Below are 22,401 nucleotides of genomic sequence, written 5' to 3'. Positions count from 1 at the left end.
AAATAATCAGGATGTAGCAGATTACGTACTTAATAATTTCTCTAAACCGGAGTATGAAACAGTAATGCAAGCTATAGATAGAATCACTAGTAACTTTGGTTTAATATTAGAGAATAAGTTAGAAGAATTTAAGAATTAAGATAGCTTGATATATTCAATGTTATTCCTACGACTTGATCGGCGTTGCTGCGTGGATACCAACTCGTCATTGCGAGGAAAAACTGTAAGTTTTGACAAAGCAATCTCAGGAATTCTATACTACTTCACGAGATTGCCAAGTCGATTCTACGCATCTCCTCGCAATGACGGGAAAACGATATTAAAACTAAACAGCAAAGATTTATGACACAAAATTTTGAAATTGTTTATGCTGATGAAATGGATAGAACTCATAGAACTATAATTATTGATGCTTTGAACAAAGATGCTAGAGAACAAAAGGGGTTAGTAGGAGATATTGCATCTTTTTCATTTTCCTGTTTAGATCAGGATAAAAATTTTGTTGTAGGAATTAGCGGTATGAGTTCTTGTGGGGATTTTATATTGATTCACTCTTTGTTAATGAAAATATTAGAAACTAAAATTATGGTACTGTACTAATGCAAAAGGCTGAGGATTTAGCACGTGAACGAGGCTGTAATTTTATTCATCTTGTTACTATGGACTTCCAAGCAAAATCGTTTTATGAGAAACTAGGGTATAAAATTGAATTTGCTATGCACGGTTACGAAAAAGATTCTATAATGTATTATTTACGGAAAAATTTATGACACTAAAACTCGGAATTGTTGGGTTGCCGAATGTCGGTAAGTCGACGTTATTTAATGCCTTAACGGCAAGTCAGGCTGCAGATGCCGCTAATTATCCGTTTTGTACTATTGAGCCTAATAGCAGCAAAGTTTTAGTGCCTGATGAGCGTTTGCATAAACTAGCAAGCTTAGCTGGAAGTGGTAAAATTATTCCGTCTTATATTGAGTTTGTCGATATTGCAGGGCTTGTTAAAGGAGCAAGCAAAGGGGAGGGGCTAGGTAATAAGTTCTTATCTCATATCAGGGAAGTCGATGCAATACTGCACGTACTGCGTTGTTTTGAAGATGAGGATATAACGCACGTACATAACAAAGTCGATCCGCTGCATGACCTCGAGATTATTGAAACGGAATTAATACTTGCCGATATAGCATCGGTTGAAAAGCCTTTAGCTACAAGTGAAAAACGCTTGAAGTCAGGCGATAAAGCAATGGCAGAGCAGATAGAGCTGTTAAAAGAGGTTTATAGGGTATTAGGTGAGGATAAACCTGCAAGAGTGCTAAATGAAGCTGTAGGAGTTGATAATTTAAAACAATTGCAGTTAATTACCTCTAAGCCCGTTTTATATATATGTAACGTACTTGAAAAAGATGCAGCTATAGGTAATGAATTTACAAAATTAGTAGCGGAAAGAGCAAAGAAAGAAAATGCTAAAAGTGTCGTAATTTCTTCAAAAATAGAAGCTGAAATTGCTTTACTTGAAAGCATGGAAGAAAAGGAAGAGTTTTTAAAATTTATAGGTTTAGACGAAACAGGGCTTAGTAAAGTCATTAAAGAGGGGTATAATCTTTTAAACCTTAAAAGCTTTTTTACTATAGGACCAAAGGAAGCCCATAGCTGGACTTTTAAAGACGGTACACTTGCACCGGCTGCTGCCGGTATTATTCATACCGATTTTGAAAAAGGTTTTATCAGAGCGGAAGTTATCGGCTATAAAGATTACATAAATCTCGGTAGTGAAGCAAAAGCCAAGGAAGTAGGTAAGATGCGTTTAGAGGGTAAAGAATATAAAATGCAGGATGGGGATATAGTACATTTTAGATTTAACGTTTAAATAACGATCAGCTACGAAAACAATTTGACCAAAACGATCTCTTGAAGTTCAAGATAGGCTTGATTATATAGTACAACAAATTTTGGCTGTTGCCAAGGATAAAATTGCCCTGATTATCTTGTATGACTCGTATGCTAGAGGTGATTGGGTTAAGATATGTATACGGAAGATCATATTACTTATAGTTATACAAGTGATTTTGACTTTTTAGTAGAAAAAAAGGTAAATTTAAGGAGCATGCTACTTTAAGGGTAGAATCTAAGATAGAAAAAAGGTTAGAACAAGCAGGCTTAAGAAAAGCCGAGGTTTTTGCGCTAGAACCTTGGATATCTATAATATGCGAATCTATAAGTGAGGTAAATGACAAGCTTGAAAAAGGGCGTTATTTTTATACCGACATTAAGAATGAAGGTATTCTTTTATATGATAGTGACGAGCAGCTTTCTCGAGCTAAAAATTTGCCTTGGAGTGAAGTAAAAGAAATGGCTAAAGAAGATTATGAATACTGGTTTGGTAGAGGCAAGAGTTTTTTTATTGATTGTAAATACCAATTAGAAAGAGGTGATTTTAGTAAAAGTGCTTTTGAGCTGCATCAAGCCACTGAAAGTGTTGACAGTAGCATTTTATTAGTTTTTGCCCGTTACAAACCAAAGTTACACGATATAAGAAAGCTAGGTGGATATTGTGCAAATTATAATGTTGAACTACTTAAAGTATTTTCGCAATCATCTCCCGAACAAAAAGAATGTTTTGAATTACTAGAAAAAACTTACGTTGATGCAAGATATGATAAAAATTATAGAATTAGCAGAGAGCAGTGATTTTACTTGATTGAGAGAGTAGAAAGATTAAAAATGATAACGGAAAAAATTTGTTTGGAGCGGATTAATCGATAAAACTCGATGAACCGAAATAAAAAAATCATTTATAAAAATTATTGCGAAGATTCCGGCATGGATGCTTCTATGCTTATTTATTTTATCACCGACTACGGAAACAATTTATACTTCAGGATTACCAAGTTTAACCAAATATTTCGGCATTGACAGCGGTCTCACTCAAATTACGTCTACATTATATTTTCTAGGGTTTGCTCTTGGTTATTATCACTCGGCAGATTATCGGATATTTACGGCAGGAGACTTATAGCTTTATTAGGGCTTTTTATTTATGTTGTATCTTCAATTATTAGCATTTTTGCAGTTAATATAGAAATGCTGATGATAGCTCGTTTTGTGCAAGCTTTCGGTGTAAGTGTAGGTTCTGTTATTGGGCAGGCTATGGCTAGAGACTCCTATCAAGGCTCAGAGTTATCATATGTCTATGCTAGCTTATCTCCGTGGCTGTTATTTATCCCTTCTCTAGGTTCATCTATAGGGGGCTATATTATAGAATATTCAAGCTGGCATTATGTTTTTGTATTTTTTAGCCTTACCGGTATATTATTAGCTAAAGTTTTACCTGAAACAAATTCTTATATAGATTTTTCCCAAAGCAGTAAATATTTTGAGGTTTTACAGGTAATTATTAAAGATAAAATTCTTTGGTTATATGCTTTTATCATCGGTGCATTTAACGGCATATATTACGGTTTTTTCATAGAAGCTCCTTTTATTTTTATTGATAAAATGAAGGTTTCGCCATCTTTTTACGGTAAATTAGCGTTTTTGTTATCTTTTGCCGCTATCTTTGGAGGCTTTTTAGGAGGGTATTTAATAAAAAAACGCCATGTACACGATAAAAAAGTTATGGGTTTAGGATTTATTTTTAGTTTATGCGGTTGTATATTATTTGCGGTAAATGCTTTTATATTAGAAGTTATTTCAACGAGTCATAATCTTGCAATCGCTATGATATTTACTTGGGCATAATATACTTATCCCTATGACGCTTTGTTATGCACTGAAGGATTATGCTAGAGTAACAGGTACAGCAGGATCTATATTTGGTGTAATATACTACGTAGTTATTGCTGCTGTAACTTATTTGGTTTCTAAAATACACGGTGCAACAATAAGCAATTTTGCTTTATTATGCTTCGTTTTAAGTATTAGCTCTTCTATTTCGTTTTACTGTATTTGGATTTTATATAAGAAAAAGTCAAATATTCCTAACTAAGAACAGGTGTCGTTACTGTGAGCAGCTGTGGGCATTGTTGTATGGCTCGAAGAAAGCATTCGATGTCATTCCTGCGAAAACAGGAATCCAGGGTAAAGAGAGATAAATTGAGCGTTTAGTTTTAAAAGTCTAGTATATTTATACTTTTTTGACTGGATTCCCGCCTACGCGGGAATGACATTAAGAAAGTTAGAGATAACCTGGTACATCATCTGTATGCTCTTCACCCTCAAGAGTCATATCCTCTTTTAAGGCTTCCATACTACAGCTACTAAATACATTAAGGTTATTCTGCTCGGCTTGCCATTTTAAGCTAGCTTCTTTAAAACTAACAATACCGTTTTTGATTTCTGCTAATGTCAAATTTTTTATTTCGTGTAAAAAATTCTCTATATCTGCTTTTGCTTCTGGATTTTTTTCGATGAATGGATTAAAAAACTCCTTGATACCTGCTAATAATTCTTCTTTTCCAGGTTCTATATCTTTAGAATCTAGAGCTTGAGCTATCGGTGTATGAACTGCATCCTCGTTGTTTGCTATATCCTCTTCCTTTTCAAAACTTTTATCAAGTGCGTTATTAGAAGTATTAATATGGAATAACTCTTTATAAAAATCATTCATAACAATTTGGTCGTTAGGGTTATTTGCATTATAATTATTTATTATTTTATCAATAGCTTCTTTAAACTTTTCATTATAAGGTGCATCTCTAAAGGTGGAGCTTCCATATATAGATTTTTTAGCAAATTCTTTTAGTGCTTGCAGATTTTCAGTACTAGAATTACTCATCTCAGCATGTTTTGCCGGAATATAAGTAGCTATTTCTATTAATTTATCACCAAAAATGTTTTGAGCGGTTATTTCATCAGCTTGTTGTGTTGCTGCTAATATTTTACCGGGCATATTATTTTTTAATAGTTCTATTATGCCTCCGCCGCAACAAACAGTTTGGTAATCATCATTATTTTCTTCTTTTAATGATAAATACAAAGCGTTGTCTATGTGATAGTTATTTTCTTTTAATAATTTCCATGTTTGTAAGGTTGGGTCATTAGCATATACTCCACCATCAATAATTTTATGTAATTTAGTATTGGTTATATTACTGAAATTGTGGTTGGGGAAATATCCAGGTGCTGCAGTGATGCCTTGTATTATATCTGAAAGGTAATAATCATTCTCTTCACTTTGTCTAGCCTCTATAGTAGAGAAGGTCATAAGAGGATTTTGTTTATTATTTAGATCATAACCTGTAACTACAACATCACCAATTAAATCCTTGAGGGTATAATCCTTACAATATTCTTTCAATAATTTTACTAATGGTTCAGGAGAAAATTTATGACTGAATAAGCCATTAAAACTCCAAAATTTTCTAAAAGTTAATCCTGCCGGAAAAATATCGTGTGCCATTTCTTCAAACAGTTCTTGAGCTTGCTCTGCACTGAATAAAGGTTTTCCGGGATTATTAGGATCCGGTAAATTAAGCAAAATAGGAATAAGTCCTCCAACACTGGTCCCTCCAGTAAAATCGAATATCTCACAAGTAGGCTTACCGGTTATTTGCTCCATTATTTTTAATTTTTCTAAATGGATATTTCCTTTTACTCCACCGCCTTCAAATAGTGCTAAGCTAATCTTAGTATTGTTTATATCTACCATAACCACCTTTCAAAAATACTAAGAGAGCAAAATACAATAAAAATTAACTTTTGTCCATAAACTTATCTGTATAAACTGAACAAAATTTAACTTATAAAATAAATTGTAACTATTAGTAAAGAAAACTTGATTAATGATTAATATTTTAGTATATAGCTAATATTATAACTATAATGGTATGAGATATGCTAAGTCATCCTAGTAATATAGATCCTCAGTTATTAGCTTAAGAAGTAAATACAATGATGCCCTTAGTAGAGAAAGATTTAGCTGATGTTGAAGATACAATAACTTATGGAAAAGAACGATTATTTAAATTTGTTAAAGATAAGAAAATTATGGAAGCTTTGGTATTTATGTATTGTTTTGAGGGAAATACTGGACAAACTTTAGATATTAAAGAATTATGTACTACAAATGATTTATTTTATATAGAGATGATTTCAGCGCCCTTACGGAGACACTAGATACTTTAACCCCCCTTATAGGGATATTTTTTCTAAATAATTTAACACTAATTCTACTATAAGTAATAATGCTAAAATACGAAAACTTTGATAGCTCCTCTGATTAAGAGTTAAAAGAAAATTATACTTTACCTAAGTATCTGATATTAATTATATATATAACTCTGAAGATTTTAAACTTAAACTAGGTTTAGTATTACATAATTTAGCTGATAGATTTTTTAAATATTCTACTATTAGAAATATTTATAAAAAAATTAAATCTGAAATATTAGTTGTAGATAATGATTATTACGAAGAAAATTTTAATATTATCAAAACTGCTTTTAATAAACATAATTATTTAAAGATTATAACAAAGAAAATATAAGTGATAAGGATTATCAAAAGCTATTGCACTGTGTATTTAATCCAAATCACTCTATTCCTAAGATATTTGCTTTAGAAGACGGTATTACTGCTCAGCATGCAAAGAAAGTATTATTACAAGAATTGCAAAACAGTAATATCAACTTAAAAAAGTATAAGTAATAACCCATTAAATTTTACAATACATAATTCTAAAGGACTTTTAGCTTTTGCTGAAATGATTGGCAGGAATAATAAAAATCAGCTAAAGCACCGGATTTTAGAAGAAATAAATAGTGATTTATCTACTATATGTAAGATCTCAAATACTAAAGAAGAAACTTTTACAATTAATCATATAGTACATTATAAAACCGGTAGTGTACAAACAGATGTACATGGCTTAGGAAAGTATGATGAAATTTTATCTAAATTTGAGCAAGAACATGAATATAAACATGCTATTATAAAACGTATATTTGAAGTTGTGCATGCTAAAGCAGCGACACAAAATATAGAAGAATTACCGCGAAAACTAAATTACTTTGCAGAAAAGTTAACACATTTGTTATTTATGCTTGCAACGCATAGAAATAATGCAACCTTATTTACGGCTCCTATGTTTTTAGAACTTATTGATAAAAATAGTATATTTTTATCATATAAGGAGTTTTTTCCTATGTCTGCTGAGCATGCCGTTGCTCAAATAAGAGGTATACTGAAAAACTATAAATATGTGTTACCAAATTCCTGTCCAATAGATTATGACACTACAAATGTACAAAATGGTAATCTATATACTTATTAGAGAAGATAATGTATTAATAGAATGGCTTAGTAAAAAATTAAATAATTATAAACTAGCAAATATAGCGCGAATATTGGACATCTTAGCTTCAATGTAATTTTACAAAATATGGATAATGTAAAAAGCAATAATATCTAATCTTTTTTAGAAAAAGTTCATACATTAGAGAATTGTCCTATAAATTTGTTAAACTCATTAGACCAAAATTTAACTGCTTTAATTCTTAAAGTAAACAATATAGGAGAATGCAATTTAAAGCTTACAAAAACTAAATTGCTTGAAAAAAAGGATTTTTCTCAAGATTTAAAGGCTTTAATTGAAATAATCTACTTGGAATTTACTGAAAGCTTAAAAAATATTGAAGGGTTGTTAGTTCAAAAACAAGCATCTCTCAAGAAAGAAATTAAAAAAATCCTACCTGAAATTCTACAAATTTTATGTGCTAAAATAAAAGAATGGTATGATATTGATGTATCTGAATATGCTAAGAATGTATTACAAGATATTACCTCCAAATTTAATCAAACTATTTCTCCTATCTCGTCTCAAAAGAGATTAAAACTTTTCTTTTCTAAAAGAAAAGATATATATGATGCAAATGATGATGATAATAATCAAACTTTGGAAACAACTGATATAGATAATAGTATGAAAGAATATTTTAAACTAATTGGAGAACATACTGATACTATATACGATTAAAAACAGTATTAATATTATGGTCTTTTTGAGGTCCTAGAATTTGGTAGCTAAGAGTAAATGAATTAGGATTTAAAAATACATAGGTAGCATTATATTGATCTTTACCACATAGATGACTGCCTGTAGCTTGTATACTCAAATGATTTGAAGAATTGTTTCTGCAAAACTTCGGAGGACTCGCATGCTCACAGGTTGTGCGTACTCGCTCCTCGTTTTACATTCCAATTCTCCAAATCATTTGAGTATACCCTGTCTGCATCAACAAATTTTAATTGATAAAATAAGCTCTTTTCAGGAGCAATAAAATATTTTGTAATATTACTATTCTTAAAAATATATCTATATTCTTGATTAGCGTGGATTTGATAATCGTAGTTGTGATAGTGAATTTGTAATTCCTCTTTATAGATTAATTCGTTTAAACTTTTAAGTAAGAAATATGCTATCCCCTCACCGTAACCATAATTATCTATAATTCTGTTAATTCGGTATTTTCCGGAGAATCTTGAAAAAATTTCTTTTACTGAATCGTTTTTTGAGAGTAGTTGATATATATCTATGTCATTCCTGCGACGTTTTGGTTTTATTGTATGGCTGTTTATGTCATTCCCACGAAAGCGGTAATCCAGTAATTTAAAGGTTATACACAATAAGTTTGTACAATTAAAAGCTCGATTTATTTTGCTTTACCCTGGATTCCCGCTTTCGCGGGAATGACATCGAGTCGGTTTTTCGGACCATGCAACAAAGTCAGCTTGACCACGGTATGACATTTAGTTCTGCAATATTTTCATTAGCAAATTAATCTCTTCACGTAATTCTATATCGTTTTCCAGTAATTCTTCTACTTTCTTAATAGCATGCATAACCGTCGTGTGGTCTTTTTTACCGAATTTTTTACCGATATCTGCAAGACTTTTCGGCGTTAATGCTTTACTAAGATACATGGCTATTTGACGCGGTCTTGCAACTTCTCGTAATCTCCGTGATGAAGACATATCGGATAACTTAATATTATAACGGCTAGCTACCTTTTTCTGAATATCTTCAACGGTAATTATTCTTTCATTAGAACGCAGTAAATCCCGCAAAATATTTTGTGTGTTTTCGAGTGTAATTTCTTTTAAAGTAAAATTAGAATGAGCAATCACCTTATTTAAAGCTCCTTCAAGTTCTCTAACGTTTGAAACGATTTTAGATGCTAAAAAATCAATTACGTTTTTTGGTATTTTAACGTTCATCTGCTCAATCTTAGATTCTAGAATACCGAGTCGTAGCTCATAAGTAGTACTATGAACGTCGGCAACTAAGCCCCATCCAAGACGAGATTTTATTCGATCTTCAATATTATCTAAATCTGAAGGTGATCTATCACAAGAAATAACCATTTGACGGTTATTATCAATCAATGTATTAAAAGTATGGAAAAATTCTTCCTGCGTACTATCTTTACCGCAAATAAATTGAATATCATCAATCATTAACACATCAACCGAACGAAATTTCTCTTTAAACGAGATTACTTCTTTGTTACGTAGAGCTTTAACAAACTGATACATAAATTTTTCTGCCGACATGTATATCACTTTGCGGCTTGGGTTATTCTGCTTGATGTACCAACCAATTGCATGCATTAAATGAGTTTTACCAAGCCCTACGCCGCCATATAGAAAAAGCGGATTAGACTCAGAAACTGCACCTGATGATTCCGCAACCGCTCTTGCTGCTGCATAAGCTAGCTCATTTGGGGCTCCAACCACAAAATTATCGAAAGTAAAACGTACATCAAGGGTTGAAAAGATATTTTCTGAATTAAGCTCACTGCTGCCGATATCGGCAAAAGTCTTAGTAGGTAATTCTATAACTGTTTGGGTTGTTCCAGGTAACTCTTTAGTAATTATTTCAATTGACTTAATGGTATTATTATAATGTTGAAATAGTTGCAATATGACCATAGAGTACTTGGATTTTATCCAATCTCTAACAAAGTTAGTAGGGGCACAAAGAATAACGGTATTTAATGAAGACTCTATAAAATTGACTTTACTAAACCAGCTATTATATAGAGTTTCACCGTAATGATTGTAAAGATCTTGAGCCACGTGACTCCAGACATTTACATAATTATCACCTTGATCCGTTAAAATTATTTGATTAGTACTCACTTAAAACTGCCACGGTAAGTTATTTTGTTTCCAGCCTTTATCTTGATTATTTCCTTCAAAGCCGTCACTAGTATTATAACAATTTTTATAACCTATATTAGTTATAAAATTTGCTGCGATAAATGACCTATATTCTGAATGGCACAGAAAAAATATTATTGCATGAATTTTATCGTTAACGATAGATAAAAAATTATCTTCAAGCTCTTTATTCAATTGCCAACTTAGAAAAATCACCTTATTTTTATTATCTAAATGAGGTATCCCCACTTGTTGCCACTCTTCTCTAGTTCTAACATCTACAAGAAAAGCATTATCATTTGAAATTAGCATATCATAAGCTTTTGTAGAACAGATATTTTGAACCGACATATTTACGCTTTTTTGCTGTTATTGATAATAAAAGTTAATAGAATTTTACCCATGTAGAATGGATTTATTAGAGTGCTGAATTATTAAAGCATTTTAAAATGATCTTTGGTATCTGATAATTTTAATAATATTATTATAAAAAAATTTTGCAAGAAGTTATAGATGAATAAATTAAATAAAAACTCTTTACAAAAGAAACTTTTTTACCGTAGTAGAAATCGCGGTTGCAGAGAAATGGATTATATACTCAGTAGCTTTGCCGAAAAGTACCTATCCTTAATGGATGAAAAAAAACTTGGAAGCTATTCTTTAATACTTGATCAAAATGATAATGATCTTTATAATTGGATTAATAATAAATCTTCTGCTCCTTCTTATCTAGATGCCGAAATAATTGATAAATTACGCAAAATAGCAAAAATATAAACTCCTGTAGAATGTTACAACAAAAATTTCCGGCGGCTGCCAAATCTTTCTTTGCAATTGATAATTTTACTAAGAATCTTAAGCAAGATTTTATCTTGAGTGCGAGTAATGAAGAGGAGGCATTGCAATTATACAAGCAAGCTTTATTTTTTTCTTCTAATGAAAATATTTATTACTTTCCAAGCTATGATACCATCCCTTATGACCATACGTCACCAAATGCAAATATCTTATCTAGACGTGCAGAAACATTAACCAAGCTAACAACAAATAATAGTAATAGCAAATTACTCATCACTCATACAGCGAACTTATTAAACAAATTACCGCCGAAAGATTTTTTTTCTAAATATTTTTTGAAATTATCCCCTAAAATGAAATTTACTACGGATGAGCTTGCTATGTTTCTAGTAGAAAATAGTTTTACAAGAAATGCGAGTAGCATCGATGCCGGGGAATTTGCGGTTAGAGGCGAAATCATTGATATAATATTGCCCGGTCCTAAAGCTTATAGAATTCATTTTAGCTGGGGTTATATTGAATCAATAAAAGAATTTGATATTGATACGCAAATTTCGACTAAATCTTGCAGGGAGGAGCTTATTATTAGTCCTGCAAATGAGATAGTTTTAAATAGTGAAACTATAGGTAATTTTAAGAATAATTACTTACGAAATTTTGGAGTTAATCATACTGATAATCCTTTATATGAGGCGGTAATATCTGGAAGAAAATTCACAGGATATGAACAATTACTCCCGTTATTTTACGATTCCTGCTCTAACTTAATAGATTATTTAAACGATCCTATTTTCATATTCGATAATTTGTCAAAACAAGCCATTTTAGAATTTGAACATAGTTATAACGATTTTTATTCGGCAAGGTCAGAGGCAAATAAACTTAAATTTAATAGTTTTTATCCCACCCTTTCACCGACTAGCTTATATTTTACCGCTTCTGAAATAACGGAATTACTAGAACGAAAAAATAATATACTACTTACTTTTGAAAACTCAGAGCAAGCTAGCTTAATTGAAAATATAGCTGCTACAAGTTTTATAGAAAAGAAAACGGTTTTCGATAAATTATTTGAGGTTATTAAAGCAAATTCTCATAAGAAAATTATTATAGGCTCAAGCGTTTTAAGTAGTTTTGAGCGAATCAAAAGCATAATTCAAAATTATGAATATAAATATAATGAGATAAATAAATTAGATGAGGCTAAGGCTTCAATAATAAATGTCGGGATAATTCCTTTAAATCAAAGCTTTTATACGAAAGAATATTTATTTATTACCGCTAGCGAATTATTAGAAGAAAAACCTAGCTCTACAAACACTAACAAAAAACTTAAAAATATCTTGCTGGAGCTTGATAATTTAGCTGAAGGCGAATTTGTTGTTCACAAAGATCATGGAATAGGGCAGTTTTTAAAGCTAGAAGCTTTAGAAATCAAAGGCAAACCACATGATTTTTTAAAGATTTTATATGCCGGCAATGATAAGTTATATATACCAGTTGAAAGTATAGAGGTAATAAAAAAATACGGCAATGATAATGCGGAGCTTGATAAGCTTGGTAGCGTTTCATGGCAAAGAAGTAAGGCAAAGCTTAAAAATCGTATAAAAGAGATAGCACTGCATTTAATACAAATAGCAGCTAAAAGGAAACTTAATAGTAGTGCTTCCGTTGAATTTGACCTTGAAGAATATGATAAATTTTGTGCTAATTTTCCTTTTAGTGAAACGGAAGACCAATTAACCGCTATAAACGATATTAAAGAAGATCTAAGAAACGGTATGTTAATGGATAGGTTAATATGCGGTGATGTCGGGTTTGGTAAAACAGAGGTAGCAATGCGTGCCGTCTTTATGGTAGCAAAATCTCTAAATGAACATTTACCTCAAGTAGCCGTAGTTGTACCGACAACTATTTTATGTAGTCAACATTTTTCAAGGTTCATAGAAAGGTTCAAAGGTTTTGGTTTAAATATCAAGCAATTATCTAGCGTTATTAGTTCTAAAGAAGCAAAAATTATAAGATCGGAGCTTGAAAGCGGTAAAATAAATATAATAATAGGCACTCATTCTTTATTACATAAAAATATAAAATTCTTTAATTTGAAATTGTTAATAATCGATGAAGAACAACATTTCGGTGTCGGTCAAAAAGAATTTCTTAAATCGCTAAAATCCTCTTCCCATATACTTGCAATGTCGGCAACACCGATTCCTCGAACGCTGCAAATGTCAATGACCGGTTTAAAAGAACTTAGCATTATTGCAACGCCGCCTCTAAATAGGCTGGAAGTTCGTACCTCGGTTATGCCGTTTGATCCCGTTATTATCAGAGATGCATTATTACGCGAACATTTTAGAGGCGGAAGAAGCTTTTATGTAGTCCCAAGAATTAAAGATATAGAGGATATCGAAAAACAATTAAAACAAATCGTGCCGGAATTAAGCTATAAAGTAGCTCACGGAAAAATGACTCCGAGTAAAATTGATGAGGTTATGAGCGAGTTTTATGCCGGCAAATTCGATATACTAGTCTCAACTACTATTATAGAATCAGGAATTGATATAGCCGAGGCAAATACCATGATCATACATAAGGCTGATATGCTGGGTCTTAGTCAGCTATATCAATTGCGTGGTCGAATAGGTCGAGGTAAAATGCGGGGTTATGCCTATCTAACGGTAGCAAGTCATAAAAAGATGACATCGCACTCCTTAAGACGTTTAGAGATAATACAACATAGTTGTGCTTTAGGCTCAGGTTTTACTATTGCAAGCCATGATATGGATTTACGAGGTTTCGGTAATTTGATAGGTGAAGAACAATCAGGACAAATTAAAGAAGTAGGTACAGAACTCTATCAAGAAATACTGGAAGAACAAATAGCTATTTTTAAAGATGAACCGATTGTTTCAGAACAACCCTTTATCCCGACTATTAATTTGGGATTATCCGTCTTTATTCCAGATAATTATGTAGCCGATGCAGCTCTTAAACTTGGACTATATAGAAGAATAGGTAATTTAAGTAATGAGATAGAAGTAGAGACATTTAAAGATGAGATGATTGATAGATTCGGTTTACTACCGATTGAATTTAATAATTTACTTGATATTGTAAAAATAAAACTATTATGCTTTAAGTTAAATATTGAAAATCTAGATTCAGGAGATAACGGATTTGTGATTAAATTTTATAAAAATGCCGATATGACTGATAAAATTTTAAAATTCGTTAGTACTTACTCTAATCAGGCAAAAATCAAACCAGATAATAAATTAGTATATATCAAGAAATTAGTAGATAAAAATATAATTGTTGAGGCAAATCAACTACTTTGGAATTTATCGGAGGTGTAGACTCGATGTCATTCCTGCTTCGTCATTGCGAGCAGCCGTAGGCTGCGTGACAATCTCATGAAATAATAACAAACTCCTGAGATTGCTTCATCAATTGCTATGCAATTTTCTCACAATGACGGTAACACGTTTTTAACATAATAAATATGTCCCATAACCTAAAGCAATTATTTCAACAACATAATGTAAAAGGTTTGTCGATTAATTCTAAAACCGTTAAGGATAAAGACGTCTTTTTTGCGATTAAAGGACGGAATACTGATGGAAATGATTTTATTAAGGATGCTTTAAGCAAAGGTGCAGTATTAGTAATTACGGACAATAAAAAAAATATTGTTATAGATACAGTAATTTACGTAAAAGATGTGCAGGCAGCTTTATATGAAGCCATAGAAATATTCTATCCTAAAAAACCAAAGTATCTAATAGCTGTAACCGGTACGAACGGTAAAAGCTCGGTAGTATCCTATATAGCTCAAACATATTCATTACTTGGGAAAAAAGCAGCATCTATAGGTACGATAGGGGTAGAAATATTTGGCTGCGATAATCTTATAAATGATGTACCGGAATTAACAACTTTAGACTATTTAAGCTTTAGAAAAATTGCTCATAATTTAGCTGAAAATGGTATAGAATATTTAGTTTTTGAAGCTTCTAGTCATGGTCTTGATCAAGCAAGACTTAGGGAAATAAAAGTAAATATCGCATGTTTTACTAGCTTTAGTCAGGATCATCTAGATTACCACCATACAAAAGAAAATTATTTATTAGCCAAACTGAAATTATTTATAAATCATTTATTACCGAACGGCATCGCAATATTAAATTCTGATATAGAAGAAATAGAGTTTGTTAAAGATTATCTACATAATCATAATATTAAATTTATAACCGTTGGGAAAAAAGGTGATTTAGAAATAACTAGCATTAACGGTTCTTTAAAAGGACAAAATATTAATTTTACATTTAATAATAGAGAATATAATTTTAATACCCCGATAATTGGTAGCTTTCAGGCTAGTAATTTATCAATTGCTGTTCTTAGCATTCATTATATTGGTTTTGCTTTTGATGATGTTATAGATTCTTTAGTAGAAGTTAAAGCAGTAAAGGGCAGAATGGAGAGAATAGATAACACTAATATCTTCGTTGATTATGCCCACACTCCGGACGCTCTTGAAAAAGCTTTAACGGAACTGAAAAATATTAAATTACGTGATAGTAAGCTAAGCGTAGTTTTTGGCTGCGGCGGTAATCGTGATAAGGCAAAGAGAAGTCTTATGGGGCAAATAGCCGCAAAACGTGCCGATACCATCATAATTACAGATGATAATCCACGCAATGAAGACCCAAAGCTTATTAGAGCTGAAATCATAAGCGGTATAGAGAATGCAGATTATACAGAAATAGCAAATAGAGAAGAGGCTATTAAATACGGTATAAATAATTTAAAACAAGATGATATCTTATTAGTTGCCGGCAAAGGTCATGAAAATTACCAAATTATAGGCGATAAGAAATTACCTTTTGATGATGCTGAGGTTGTGAGGAAGTATGTAAAAGTTTGTCATCCCGTGGCTTGACCCATAGTACAGGATAGTTTAAAAAAACTTGATGTCATCCCCGCAGAAGCGGAGATCCAGAAAAATAACTTCAATATTAATACAGAAGTTACATATTTGATAAAATAAACATATAAAAAGCTTGCTTTTTATATGTTTACTGGCTTCCCGCCTACGCGGGAATGACATAAACAAGCCATACAACAACACATAAATAACAAAAACATATGATCTGGAACTCTAAAACTTTAAGTGCTGTTCTCGGTATAACAATCTCTAATTCTATAAATTGTAATGAAGTGCAATTTAATTCCAAAGATGTTAAAAAAGGTGATTTATTTATAGCACTTCAAGGTAATAGAGATGGTCACGATTATGTTCTAGATGCAATAAATAAAGGAGCAGCAGTTGTAATTATTAGTAAGCGAGTAGAGATCAATGATAAAGATAAAATTATCTTAGTCGATGATTGTTTTGAAGCTCTACAAAAAATGGCTTTATATAAACGAGAGAATTCAAAAGCTAAATTTATAGCTATAACGGGCAGCGTCGGTAAAACTTCTATCAAAGAAGCACTGAAAGTATTATTACAACATGATTTTCTAGTTTTTGCTAGCCGAGGTAACTTCAATAACAAACTCGGTATGCTTATTAATCTTGCTTCAATGGCTGATGATACGGAATATGCTATTTTTGAGCTTGGCATGAACCATAAAGGTGAAATAAGAGAGCTGGTTCAAATATTAAAGCCGAATATTGCCATGATTACTAATATTTCGGAGGCTCATTTAGAATTTTTTAACTCGCTTGAAGAGATAGCTGAAGCTAAATGTGAGATTTTTGCAAATTTTAGCAAAAATGATATTGCTGTTATTAATGCCGATACTAATTGCTATAACAAAATATTATCGATATTAAAAAACCTTTCTATCACCGATATACATAGCTTTGGTAGATCATCTAAAACTTCAGCAGAATTAATTTTATATGAGAACCTAGGAGAGCAAGTCTACTTAAAGTATAAGATAAATAATAAAGTCTTGGATGTAACGATACCGTTTATTCCTCGGCATTTTACCGAAAATTATACCGGTGTACTTTTAATTATCGATATATTAGGTAAAGATATAGAGATAGCTGCAAATCACTTAGCAAATATTTCTCCTACTAAAGGAAGAGGGGAAATTATCAATATACAAAATTGTCGTGTAATTTGTGATTACTATAACGCAAGTCCGCAGTCAATGAAAGCTGCATTAGAATATTTAAAACAAGTACCTGCTGAGAATAAAACTGCTATAATAGGCGATATGCTAGAGCTAGGGGCAAATTCTAAACGATTGCATGAGAAACTAGTGCAGTATATATTAGATGCCGCTTGTTCTAAGGTCTATTTAGTAGGAGTAAATACTAAATATATTGATGATTTACTACCTTCCAAAATAGCTAAAAAATACTTTAAAAATGTTGATGAATTAATTACGCATATTACGGATTTATTTGAAGGTAATGAGCTTATTCTAATAAAAGGGTCAAGAGGCGTAAAACTTGATAAGATTGTTGATTATTATAAATAAATACACTAGGATATTCTTAATATTGTGTGGTTTGGTTGCCCGTCATTGCGCGGAAATTACGTAGTAATTGACGAAGCAATCTCAGGCTGTTTGACGAGATTGCCGCGCAGTCTACGACTGTTCGCAATGACGATTTGGTATCCATGCACAATGAATAATATCAAAATATACTTTTAAATTTAAATCTACAAATGTTATACAATCTTTTACTTCCTCATATCCATAATTCACATATAGCTAATTTATTTCACTATATTACTTTTCGTAGTGGTCTTGCTATTATTATAACTCTAAGCCTTAGCTTTATCACGAATCCGATATTAATACAATTTCTGCGATCTCTTCAAAAAAACGGTCAGCCTATACGCTCAGACGGACCTGAATCGCATCAAACAAAAGTAGGTACTCCGACAATGGGGGGCATTATGATTATTTTGTCTAGTTGTCTTTCTACTTTATTACTTGCTGATTTAACTAATAAATATATTTGGATTACGTTATTTGGTTTTATTAGTTTCGGTATTATAGGATTTATGGATGATTATGCTAAGGTAACTAAAAATAATCATTACGGAGTAAGAGGAAAAAGTAAGCTTTTACTTCAAGGAATTATTAGCTTCATTATATGTGTTTTACTAGAATATCTAGATAAAAGTCCAAGTCATTTACTTAACGTACCATTTTTTAAAAATTTAAGTTTGGATCTTGGTTATTTTTATATAGTTTTTGCTATATTTGTTATAATCGGCTCTTCTAATGCCGTGAATCTAACGGATGGGCTTGATGGTCTTGCTACTGTTCCTATTGCCTTTACTGCCGGTTCTTTTGCTTTAATAAGTTATTTAGTAGGAAATCTAATTTACTCGAACTACTTACAGCTAACCTATATACCGAATACCGGAGAGTTAGCAGTGTTATGTGCGGGATTAGTCGGTAGCTGCCTTGGATTTTTATGGTTTAATGCACAACCGGCAGAAGTTTTTATGGGCGATACCGGTAGTCTAAGTCTTGGCGGTGTGCTTGGTATTATTAGCGTTATTACTAAGCATGAAATAGTTTTAGCTATAGTCGGCGGCTTGTTTGTTATTGAAACAGCATCCGTAATTTTACAGGTATATTACTTCAAAGCTACTAAAGGAAAAAGAATATTAAAAATGGCACCGCTCCATCATCATTTTGAAAAACACGGCTGGGCAGAATCAAAAGTCGTAATAAGATTTTGGATTATTTCAGTTATATTTGCTCTTATAGGCTTATCATCCTTAAAATTACGTTAACTATATTCGTTTATCTATCTTTTATTTATCAAAAATACATTAAATAAATTAACTTTCTCTTTGCTTTTGTACAAGAAATTTATTATAATGATTACATTAACTTATAGTAGGTGTATGGCGTGGCTAAAGAAATAGATATAAATAACTTATTAGCACAAGAAAATAATGCTTTAAATACTATATTAAGCCAAGTAAATGAATTATGCGAACAAAATAAGCAGTTGCAAGGTTTAATCGAAATACAAAATGAAACTAAAGCACTAGAAAAAGAACATAGTAGATCGCTGCCTTGGTTTAAAAGATTTGTAAAAACAGTTTCTAATGTAAAGTATATTTTTATAAAAAGTGAAGAACAGTTAACAAATGAAGCAATAAAGTATAATAATAAAATATTAAAAGATATTGATAATAAGCTATATAATATAGCGGAAAAATCTGTACCTTTAAAGCAAGAATTACAAGAAGAAATCGAAAAAAATTTTAAGGATTTAACAAAGAAAGATTTATCTAAAGATCAAAGAGAAAGATTATCGGAAGTATTTTTTAGTTATAAGAGTAAACCTGAAAGATTCTCAGCTTTACATATGACAAATCCCTTACAATTCATTAATGCTGAAGAACTAGAGAAACAATATAATTCTTTAAATGCTATAAAACAAAACATCCAAAATTTAATATCCGAAAATTCTAATATCAAAGAACTTAAAGAAATACAAAAACATGTTGCTGACATTAGGGAAGAAGTACCTTATACATTTTTTGAAAAATTAAATAATATTTGGCAAAAGGTTAAAAATGTTTTTGTAAATAATAGTGAGCAGGTTTTAGCAAAAAACAAAGAGAGTAATACTAGAACAATTAGAAAGATTGATGAACAATTATATAAAACGAAGCATAAATTTGAGGAATTAATTGAAAATAAAGAAAGAAATATTAATGATATAATTGCAAAATTACCTGACAATGAGGAGTTACAAAAGATAGTAAGTAACCTTACAAATCACATGGCTTCAAAAAAAGAACCAATATTAGCAAATTCGTCCCTAGCTAAACCTTTGGAAAATAACATTCCACCTCCGCCTCCTTTACCGGAAAATAACATTCCACCTCCGCCTCCTCCGCCTCCTCCGCCTATGCCTACTATGGCTCCGGCTCAGACTGAGACATTATCTAAGTCTGTAGAAGCTACTACGGTTAAAAAACCGGAAAATCAACCACGTCCTTCTATAGATACTTCTGATTTAATGAGAGAAATAGCAGGGCCAAGAAAACTAAGAAAAGTTGAAAAGACGGATGTTAAGGTACAAGATGCTAGAGATTTATTACTGCAGTCCATAAGAGGTGAACACAAACTAAAAAAAGTTGAATTTGATCCTAATACAGGAAAACCGGTTGCACATTCTCATAGTAAGCCTGCTCAGAATGTTAACAAACCTAATGAAGTTGCATCAATTTTAGCACGAAGAGTTGTTATGGAGATGAGTGATAGTAGTAGCAGTGAAAGCGATAGTGGTAACTGGAGTGATGTTAGTGTTAGTAAGAATAAATCAAAAGTTCTAAAAACTAAAGGAGAACGAGATGCTAAAATGACTACGCATGCTCAAAAAATGCTAAATAATAGGAACTCACAAAAACCATCATTTGTTAGATAATAAATGTCATTCCCGCGGAAGCGGGAATCCAAAAAATAACTTTAATACTGCTATAAAATTACCATTAATTGATAAAATAAACCTAAAAAACAAGTTTTTTATAGGTTTTACTGAATTCCCGCTTCCGCGGGAATGACATAAAACACCATATAAATCTACCCTTTAAATTTCTTAGTTATTTCAACTATTCTTTTACCAAAGAAATTAGCAGTTTTTAAATCGCATTGAATAGGAGTAATATCAGGAGAAGATTTGTGGTTAGATTGAGTCATACGTCCTAACCAGCTACCTAAGCGGTTAATTTTATCGGGATCAGGCATCGCATGATCGGAAAAATTCGGAGCAGCTTCAGCTTGCCCGACCCAAATCATACAATGCTGCATAGCGAAGTGAAATAGCTGCTGAATACTGCATAACTTATCACCTGAATAAGAAGCAGAATTAGTAAAAGTTGCAGCTATTTTATCTTTCCATTTTTGTTGTGCCCATCTAGTTGAGGTAGCTTCCATAAATATTTTAAACGATCCAGTTAAACTACCCATATAGATTGGGACTCCAAAAATGATAGCATCTGCATTGTCTAATAAATCCCAATCGAAATTATCAGGTTTATCTTTATTTATTTGTATAATAGAAACATTTGCTCCTGCTTCTTTTACGCTCTTATTTAGTTCTTCAGCTACTTTTGCAGTATGACCGTATCCACTATAATATATGATAGCTACTTTAACCATTTTATTCTCCATATTATAAATTAACTATAAACTCGGCTTCAGTTTTAGACTTTATTTCTTCAATAGTAACATCGTCAGCTTGTCTAACTAATATCATTTCATCTTTATCAATATCAAAAATTCCAAGATCGGTAATTACTCTATTAACTACTTTTTTACCTGTTAACGGAAAGTTGCATTCTTTTAATAATTTAGCACCGCCATCTTTTGCGTTATGTTCCATTATCATAACTACTCTTTTGGTGTTAGCGACCAAATCCATAGCTCCTCCCATACCTTTAACCATTTTACCCGGAATAGTCCAGTTGGCAAGATCGCCTGTTTGTGAGACTTGCATAGCACCTAAAATAGTTAAATCGACATGCGAACCTCTAATCATCCCAAATGAAAAGCTACCGTCGAAATAGCTGCTTTCAGGAATAGCAGTAATAGTTTGCTTACCGGCGTTAATTAAATCAGGATCTTCCTCTCCTGCGTAAGGAAATGGTCCCATACCAAGCATACCGTTCTCGCTTTGAAATATTACATTCACTCCTTGAGGTATATAATTTGCTATATGCGTAGGCATACCTATACCAAGATTGATATATAATTCGTCTTTAAGTTCCTCTGCGGTTATTTGATACATTTCTTCTTTGCTCCAAGGCATATCTTATTTTGTCCTGACAGTTAATTGCTCAATACGTTTCTCATATTTTTCACCTACTATTAATCACTGTATGAAAATATTAGGTGTGTGAATATTGTTAGGGTCAAGCTCTCCCACCTCCACTATTTCCTCTACTTCACAAACTGTAACTTTAGCAGCACCTGCCATGACTGCATTAAAATTTCGTGCAGTTTTATTGTAAATCACGTTGCCGCTTTTATCGGCTTTAAAGCCTTTAATAATAGTAAGGTCAGCTTGAAGGGTAGTTCCCATTATATATTTTTTGCCGTTAAACTCCTTTGTTTCTTTATTTTCCTCTACAATTGTACCTATACTTGTTTTAGTATAAAAAGCCGGAATTCCCATACAAGCAGCCCTAATTCGTTCAGCTAAAGTTCCTTGTGGGTTTAGATCAAGCTCTAAAACCTTATCAAGATATTGTTGCTCAAAAATCTTATTTTCTCCGACATACGAAGAAATCATTTTTTTTATTTGTTTAGTTTGAAGAAGAAGCTCAAGTCCGAAATTGTCAACACCGCAATTATTGCTTATAACTGTTAAATTTTGAACATTGCTTTTAAGAAGTGCATTTATTAAATAAATACTTTACAAGAAATTAAATTTAACCATTGCTG

At 31.8% G+C, this 22,401-nt stretch carries 20 protein-coding genes and 5 pseudogenes; 16 read left to right on the top strand and 9 right to left on the bottom strand.

Translation table 11 applies throughout. The features are described from left to right. From RGRA_RS0106015 to RGRA_RS10895, 7 genes and pseudogenes are all read left to right on the top strand, one after another. Positions 1 to 139: pseudogene (locus RGRA_RS0106015) on the top strand (aminoacyl-tRNA hydrolase); the annotation flags it as partial. A 203-nt stretch (positions 140 to 342) separates the two neighbouring features. Beyond that, a complete protein-coding gene (locus RGRA_RS0106010; protein ID WP_017442416.1) occupies positions 343 to 600 on the top strand; it encodes a hypothetical protein in 258 nt (85 codons plus the stop codon). Further along, positions 600 to 770: a GNAT family N-acetyltransferase gene (locus tag RGRA_RS0106005; RefSeq protein ID WP_016917650.1), complete on the top strand. Its 171-nt coding sequence runs from the start codon at positions 600 to 602 to the stop codon at positions 768 to 770. Before RGRA_RS0106010 ends, RGRA_RS0106005 begins: the two co-directional genes overlap by 1 nt. Continuing rightward, positions 767 to 1,864 (top strand): redox-regulated ATPase YchF, encoded by a 1,098-nt coding sequence (ychF, locus tag RGRA_RS0106000; RefSeq protein WP_017442415.1) that lies wholly within the window; start codon positions 767 to 769, stop codon positions 1,862 to 1,864. Before RGRA_RS0106005 ends, ychF begins: the two co-directional genes overlap by 4 nt. A gap of 82 nt (positions 1,865 to 1,946) precedes the next feature. Further along, positions 1,947 to 2,113, top strand: a pseudogene (locus RGRA_RS14420) (nucleotidyltransferase domain-containing protein). A gap of 209 nt (positions 2,114 to 2,322) precedes the next feature. Continuing rightward, positions 2,323 to 2,685: a HEPN domain-containing protein gene (locus RGRA_RS09270; protein ID WP_084520601.1), complete on the top strand. Its 363-nt coding sequence runs from the start codon at positions 2,323 to 2,325 to the stop codon at positions 2,683 to 2,685. Between the two features lie 106 nt (positions 2,686 to 2,791). After that, positions 2,792 to 3,982 (top strand): annotated as a pseudogene (locus RGRA_RS10895) (Bcr/CflA family efflux MFS transporter). A gap of 189 nt (positions 3,983 to 4,171) precedes the next feature. Here the strand turns inward: RGRA_RS10895 and RGRA_RS0105980 are convergent. Further along, positions 4,172 to 5,644: a patatin-like phospholipase family protein gene (locus RGRA_RS0105980; protein WP_017442414.1), complete on the bottom strand. Its 1,473-nt coding sequence runs from the start codon at positions 5,642 to 5,644 to the stop codon at positions 4,172 to 4,174. Positions 5,645 to 5,886: 242 nt separating this feature from the next. On the opposite strand from RGRA_RS0105980, the pseudogene RGRA_RS09260 reads away from it, so the two are divergent. The 3 genes and pseudogenes from RGRA_RS09260 to RGRA_RS13735 all read left to right on the top strand — a co-directional run bounded on the left by RGRA_RS09260 (position 5,887) and on the right by RGRA_RS13735 (position 7,969). After that, positions 5,887 to 6,173 (top strand): annotated as a pseudogene (locus RGRA_RS09260) (hypothetical protein). Between the two features lie 524 nt (positions 6,174 to 6,697). Then, on the top strand, positions 6,698 to 7,267 hold the full coding sequence (locus RGRA_RS13740) for a hypothetical protein (protein WP_236609830.1): 570 nt from the start codon (positions 6,698 to 6,700) through the stop codon (positions 7,265 to 7,267). Between the two features lie 183 nt (positions 7,268 to 7,450). Beyond that, complete coding sequence (locus RGRA_RS13735; protein WP_017442412.1) at positions 7,451 to 7,969, top strand: hypothetical protein; 519 nt, start codon at positions 7,451 to 7,453, stop codon at positions 7,967 to 7,969. Here RGRA_RS13735 and RGRA_RS14155 read toward each other — a convergent pair. The 4 genes from RGRA_RS14155 to RGRA_RS0105940 form a co-directional block, all read right to left on the bottom strand. Further along, positions 7,956 to 8,108, bottom strand: a complete 153-nt coding sequence (locus tag RGRA_RS14155; RefSeq protein ID WP_017442411.1) for a DUF6314 family protein — start codon at positions 8,106 to 8,108, stop codon at positions 7,956 to 7,958. The two genes, RGRA_RS13735 and RGRA_RS14155, sit on opposite strands and share 14 nt — an antisense overlap. A gap of 46 nt (positions 8,109 to 8,154) precedes the next feature. Continuing rightward, the gene (locus tag RGRA_RS13730) at positions 8,155 to 8,619 is read right to left on the bottom strand and encodes a DUF6314 family protein (protein ID WP_017442410.1); all 465 of its coding nucleotides are present in this window, start codon (positions 8,617 to 8,619) and stop codon (positions 8,155 to 8,157) included. Between the two features lie 123 nt (positions 8,620 to 8,742). After that, entirely contained in the window at positions 8,743 to 10,134 is a 1,392-nt protein-coding gene (gene dnaA / locus RGRA_RS0105945; protein WP_017442409.1) for a chromosomal replication initiator protein DnaA, read from the bottom strand. Further along, positions 10,135 to 10,506, bottom strand: a complete 372-nt coding sequence (locus RGRA_RS0105940) for a rhodanese-like domain-containing protein (RefSeq protein ID WP_017442408.1) — start codon at positions 10,504 to 10,506, stop codon at positions 10,135 to 10,137. 162 nt (positions 10,507 to 10,668) lie between these two features. Here RGRA_RS0105940 and RGRA_RS0105935 point away from each other — a divergent pair, with 162 nt between their 5' ends. The 6 genes from RGRA_RS0105935 (at position 10,669) to rickA (ending at position 20,383) form a co-directional block, all read left to right on the top strand. Then, complete coding sequence (locus RGRA_RS0105935) at positions 10,669 to 10,932, top strand: FAD assembly factor SdhE (protein ID WP_017442407.1); 264 nt, start codon at positions 10,669 to 10,671, stop codon at positions 10,930 to 10,932. Positions 10,933 to 10,943: 11 nt separating this feature from the next. After that, entirely contained in the window at positions 10,944 to 14,312 is a 3,369-nt protein-coding gene (gene mfd / locus RGRA_RS0105930) for a transcription-repair coupling factor (protein ID WP_017442406.1), read from the top strand. Positions 14,313 to 14,458: 146 nt separating this feature from the next. Further along, positions 14,459 to 15,898, top strand: a complete 1,440-nt coding sequence (locus tag RGRA_RS0105925; protein WP_017442404.1) for a UDP-N-acetylmuramoyl-L-alanyl-D-glutamate--2,6-diaminopimelate ligase — start codon at positions 14,459 to 14,461, stop codon at positions 15,896 to 15,898. 206 nt (positions 15,899 to 16,104) lie between these two features. Next, complete coding sequence (locus RGRA_RS0105920; RefSeq protein WP_017442403.1) at positions 16,105 to 17,454, top strand: UDP-N-acetylmuramoyl-tripeptide--D-alanyl-D-alanine ligase; 1,350 nt, start codon at positions 16,105 to 16,107, stop codon at positions 17,452 to 17,454. Between the two features lie 191 nt (positions 17,455 to 17,645). Beyond that, positions 17,646 to 18,731: a phospho-N-acetylmuramoyl-pentapeptide-transferase gene (gene mraY, locus RGRA_RS0105915; RefSeq protein WP_017442402.1), complete on the top strand. Its 1,086-nt coding sequence runs from the start codon at positions 17,646 to 17,648 to the stop codon at positions 18,729 to 18,731. A gap of 119 nt (positions 18,732 to 18,850) precedes the next feature. Next, entirely contained in the window at positions 18,851 to 20,383 is a 1,533-nt protein-coding gene (gene rickA, locus RGRA_RS0105910; protein WP_017442401.1) for an Arp2/3 complex-activating protein RickA, read from the top strand. Between the two features lie 155 nt (positions 20,384 to 20,538). Here rickA and RGRA_RS13725 read toward each other — a convergent pair whose 3' ends face one another. The 4 genes and pseudogenes from RGRA_RS13725 to RGRA_RS09240 all read right to left on the bottom strand — a co-directional run bounded on the left by RGRA_RS13725 (position 20,539) and on the right by RGRA_RS09240 (position 22,369). Next, positions 20,539 to 20,754, bottom strand: a complete 216-nt coding sequence (locus RGRA_RS13725) for a transcriptional regulator (RefSeq protein WP_084520600.1) — start codon at positions 20,752 to 20,754, stop codon at positions 20,539 to 20,541. Positions 20,755 to 20,796: 42 nt separating this feature from the next. Beyond that, positions 20,797 to 21,117: pseudogene (locus RGRA_RS13720) on the bottom strand (flavodoxin family protein); the annotation flags it as partial. 13 nt (positions 21,118 to 21,130) lie between these two features. Then, a complete protein-coding gene (locus tag RGRA_RS0105895; protein WP_017442398.1) occupies positions 21,131 to 21,766 on the bottom strand; it encodes a 3-oxoacid CoA-transferase subunit B in 636 nt (211 codons plus the stop codon). 63 nt (positions 21,767 to 21,829) lie between these two features. Further along, complete coding sequence (locus RGRA_RS09240) at positions 21,830 to 22,369, bottom strand: CoA transferase subunit A (protein ID WP_051354057.1); 540 nt, start codon at positions 22,367 to 22,369, stop codon at positions 21,830 to 21,832. Positions 22,370 to 22,401: the final 32 nt, after the last annotated feature.

Source organism: Rickettsia gravesii BWI-1, assembly GCF_000485845.1.
In the GTDB taxonomy this organism is placed as follows: Bacteria; Pseudomonadota; Alphaproteobacteria; order Rickettsiales; family Rickettsiaceae; genus Rickettsia; species Rickettsia rickettsii.
This window is presented reverse-complemented; position numbering and strand designations above follow the sequence as displayed.

Excerpts from the sequence above, each read along its gene's own strand:
- RGRA_RS0106010 (WP_017442416.1), top strand. The coding sequence starts at position 343 with ATGACACAAAATTTTGAAATTGTTTATGCTGATGAAATGGATAGAACT.
- RGRA_RS0106005 (WP_016917650.1), top strand. The coding sequence starts at position 600 with ATGCAAAAGGCTGAGGATTTAGCACGTGAACGAGGCTGTAATTTTATT.
- ychF (WP_017442415.1), top strand. The coding sequence starts at position 767 with ATGACACTAAAACTCGGAATTGTTGGGTTGCCGAATGTCGGTAAGTCG.
- RGRA_RS0105980 (WP_017442414.1), bottom strand. The coding sequence starts at position 5,644 with ATGGTAGATATAAACAATACTAAGATTAGCTTAGCACTATTTGAAGGC.
- RGRA_RS13740 (WP_236609830.1), top strand. The coding sequence starts at position 6,698 with ATGATTGGCAGGAATAATAAAAATCAGCTAAAGCACCGGATTTTAGAA.
- RGRA_RS0105940 (WP_017442408.1), bottom strand. The coding sequence starts at position 10,506 with ATGTCGGTTCAAAATATCTGTTCTACAAAAGCTTATGATATGCTAATT.
- RGRA_RS0105935 (WP_017442407.1), top strand. The coding sequence starts at position 10,669 with ATGAATAAATTAAATAAAAACTCTTTACAAAAGAAACTTTTTTACCGT.
- mfd (WP_017442406.1), top strand. The coding sequence starts at position 10,944 with ATGTTACAACAAAAATTTCCGGCGGCTGCCAAATCTTTCTTTGCAATT.
- RGRA_RS0105925 (WP_017442404.1), top strand. The coding sequence starts at position 14,459 with ATGTCCCATAACCTAAAGCAATTATTTCAACAACATAATGTAAAAGGT.
- RGRA_RS0105920 (WP_017442403.1), top strand. The coding sequence starts at position 16,105 with ATGATCTGGAACTCTAAAACTTTAAGTGCTGTTCTCGGTATAACAATC.
- mraY (WP_017442402.1), top strand. The coding sequence starts at position 17,646 with ATGTTATACAATCTTTTACTTCCTCATATCCATAATTCACATATAGCT.
- RGRA_RS13725 (WP_084520600.1), bottom strand. The coding sequence starts at position 20,754 with ATGATTTGGGTCGGGCAAGCTGAAGCTGCTCCGAATTTTTCCGATCAT.
- RGRA_RS0105895 (WP_017442398.1), bottom strand. The coding sequence starts at position 21,766 with ATGCCTTGGAGCAAAGAAGAAATGTATCAAATAACCGCAGAGGAACTT.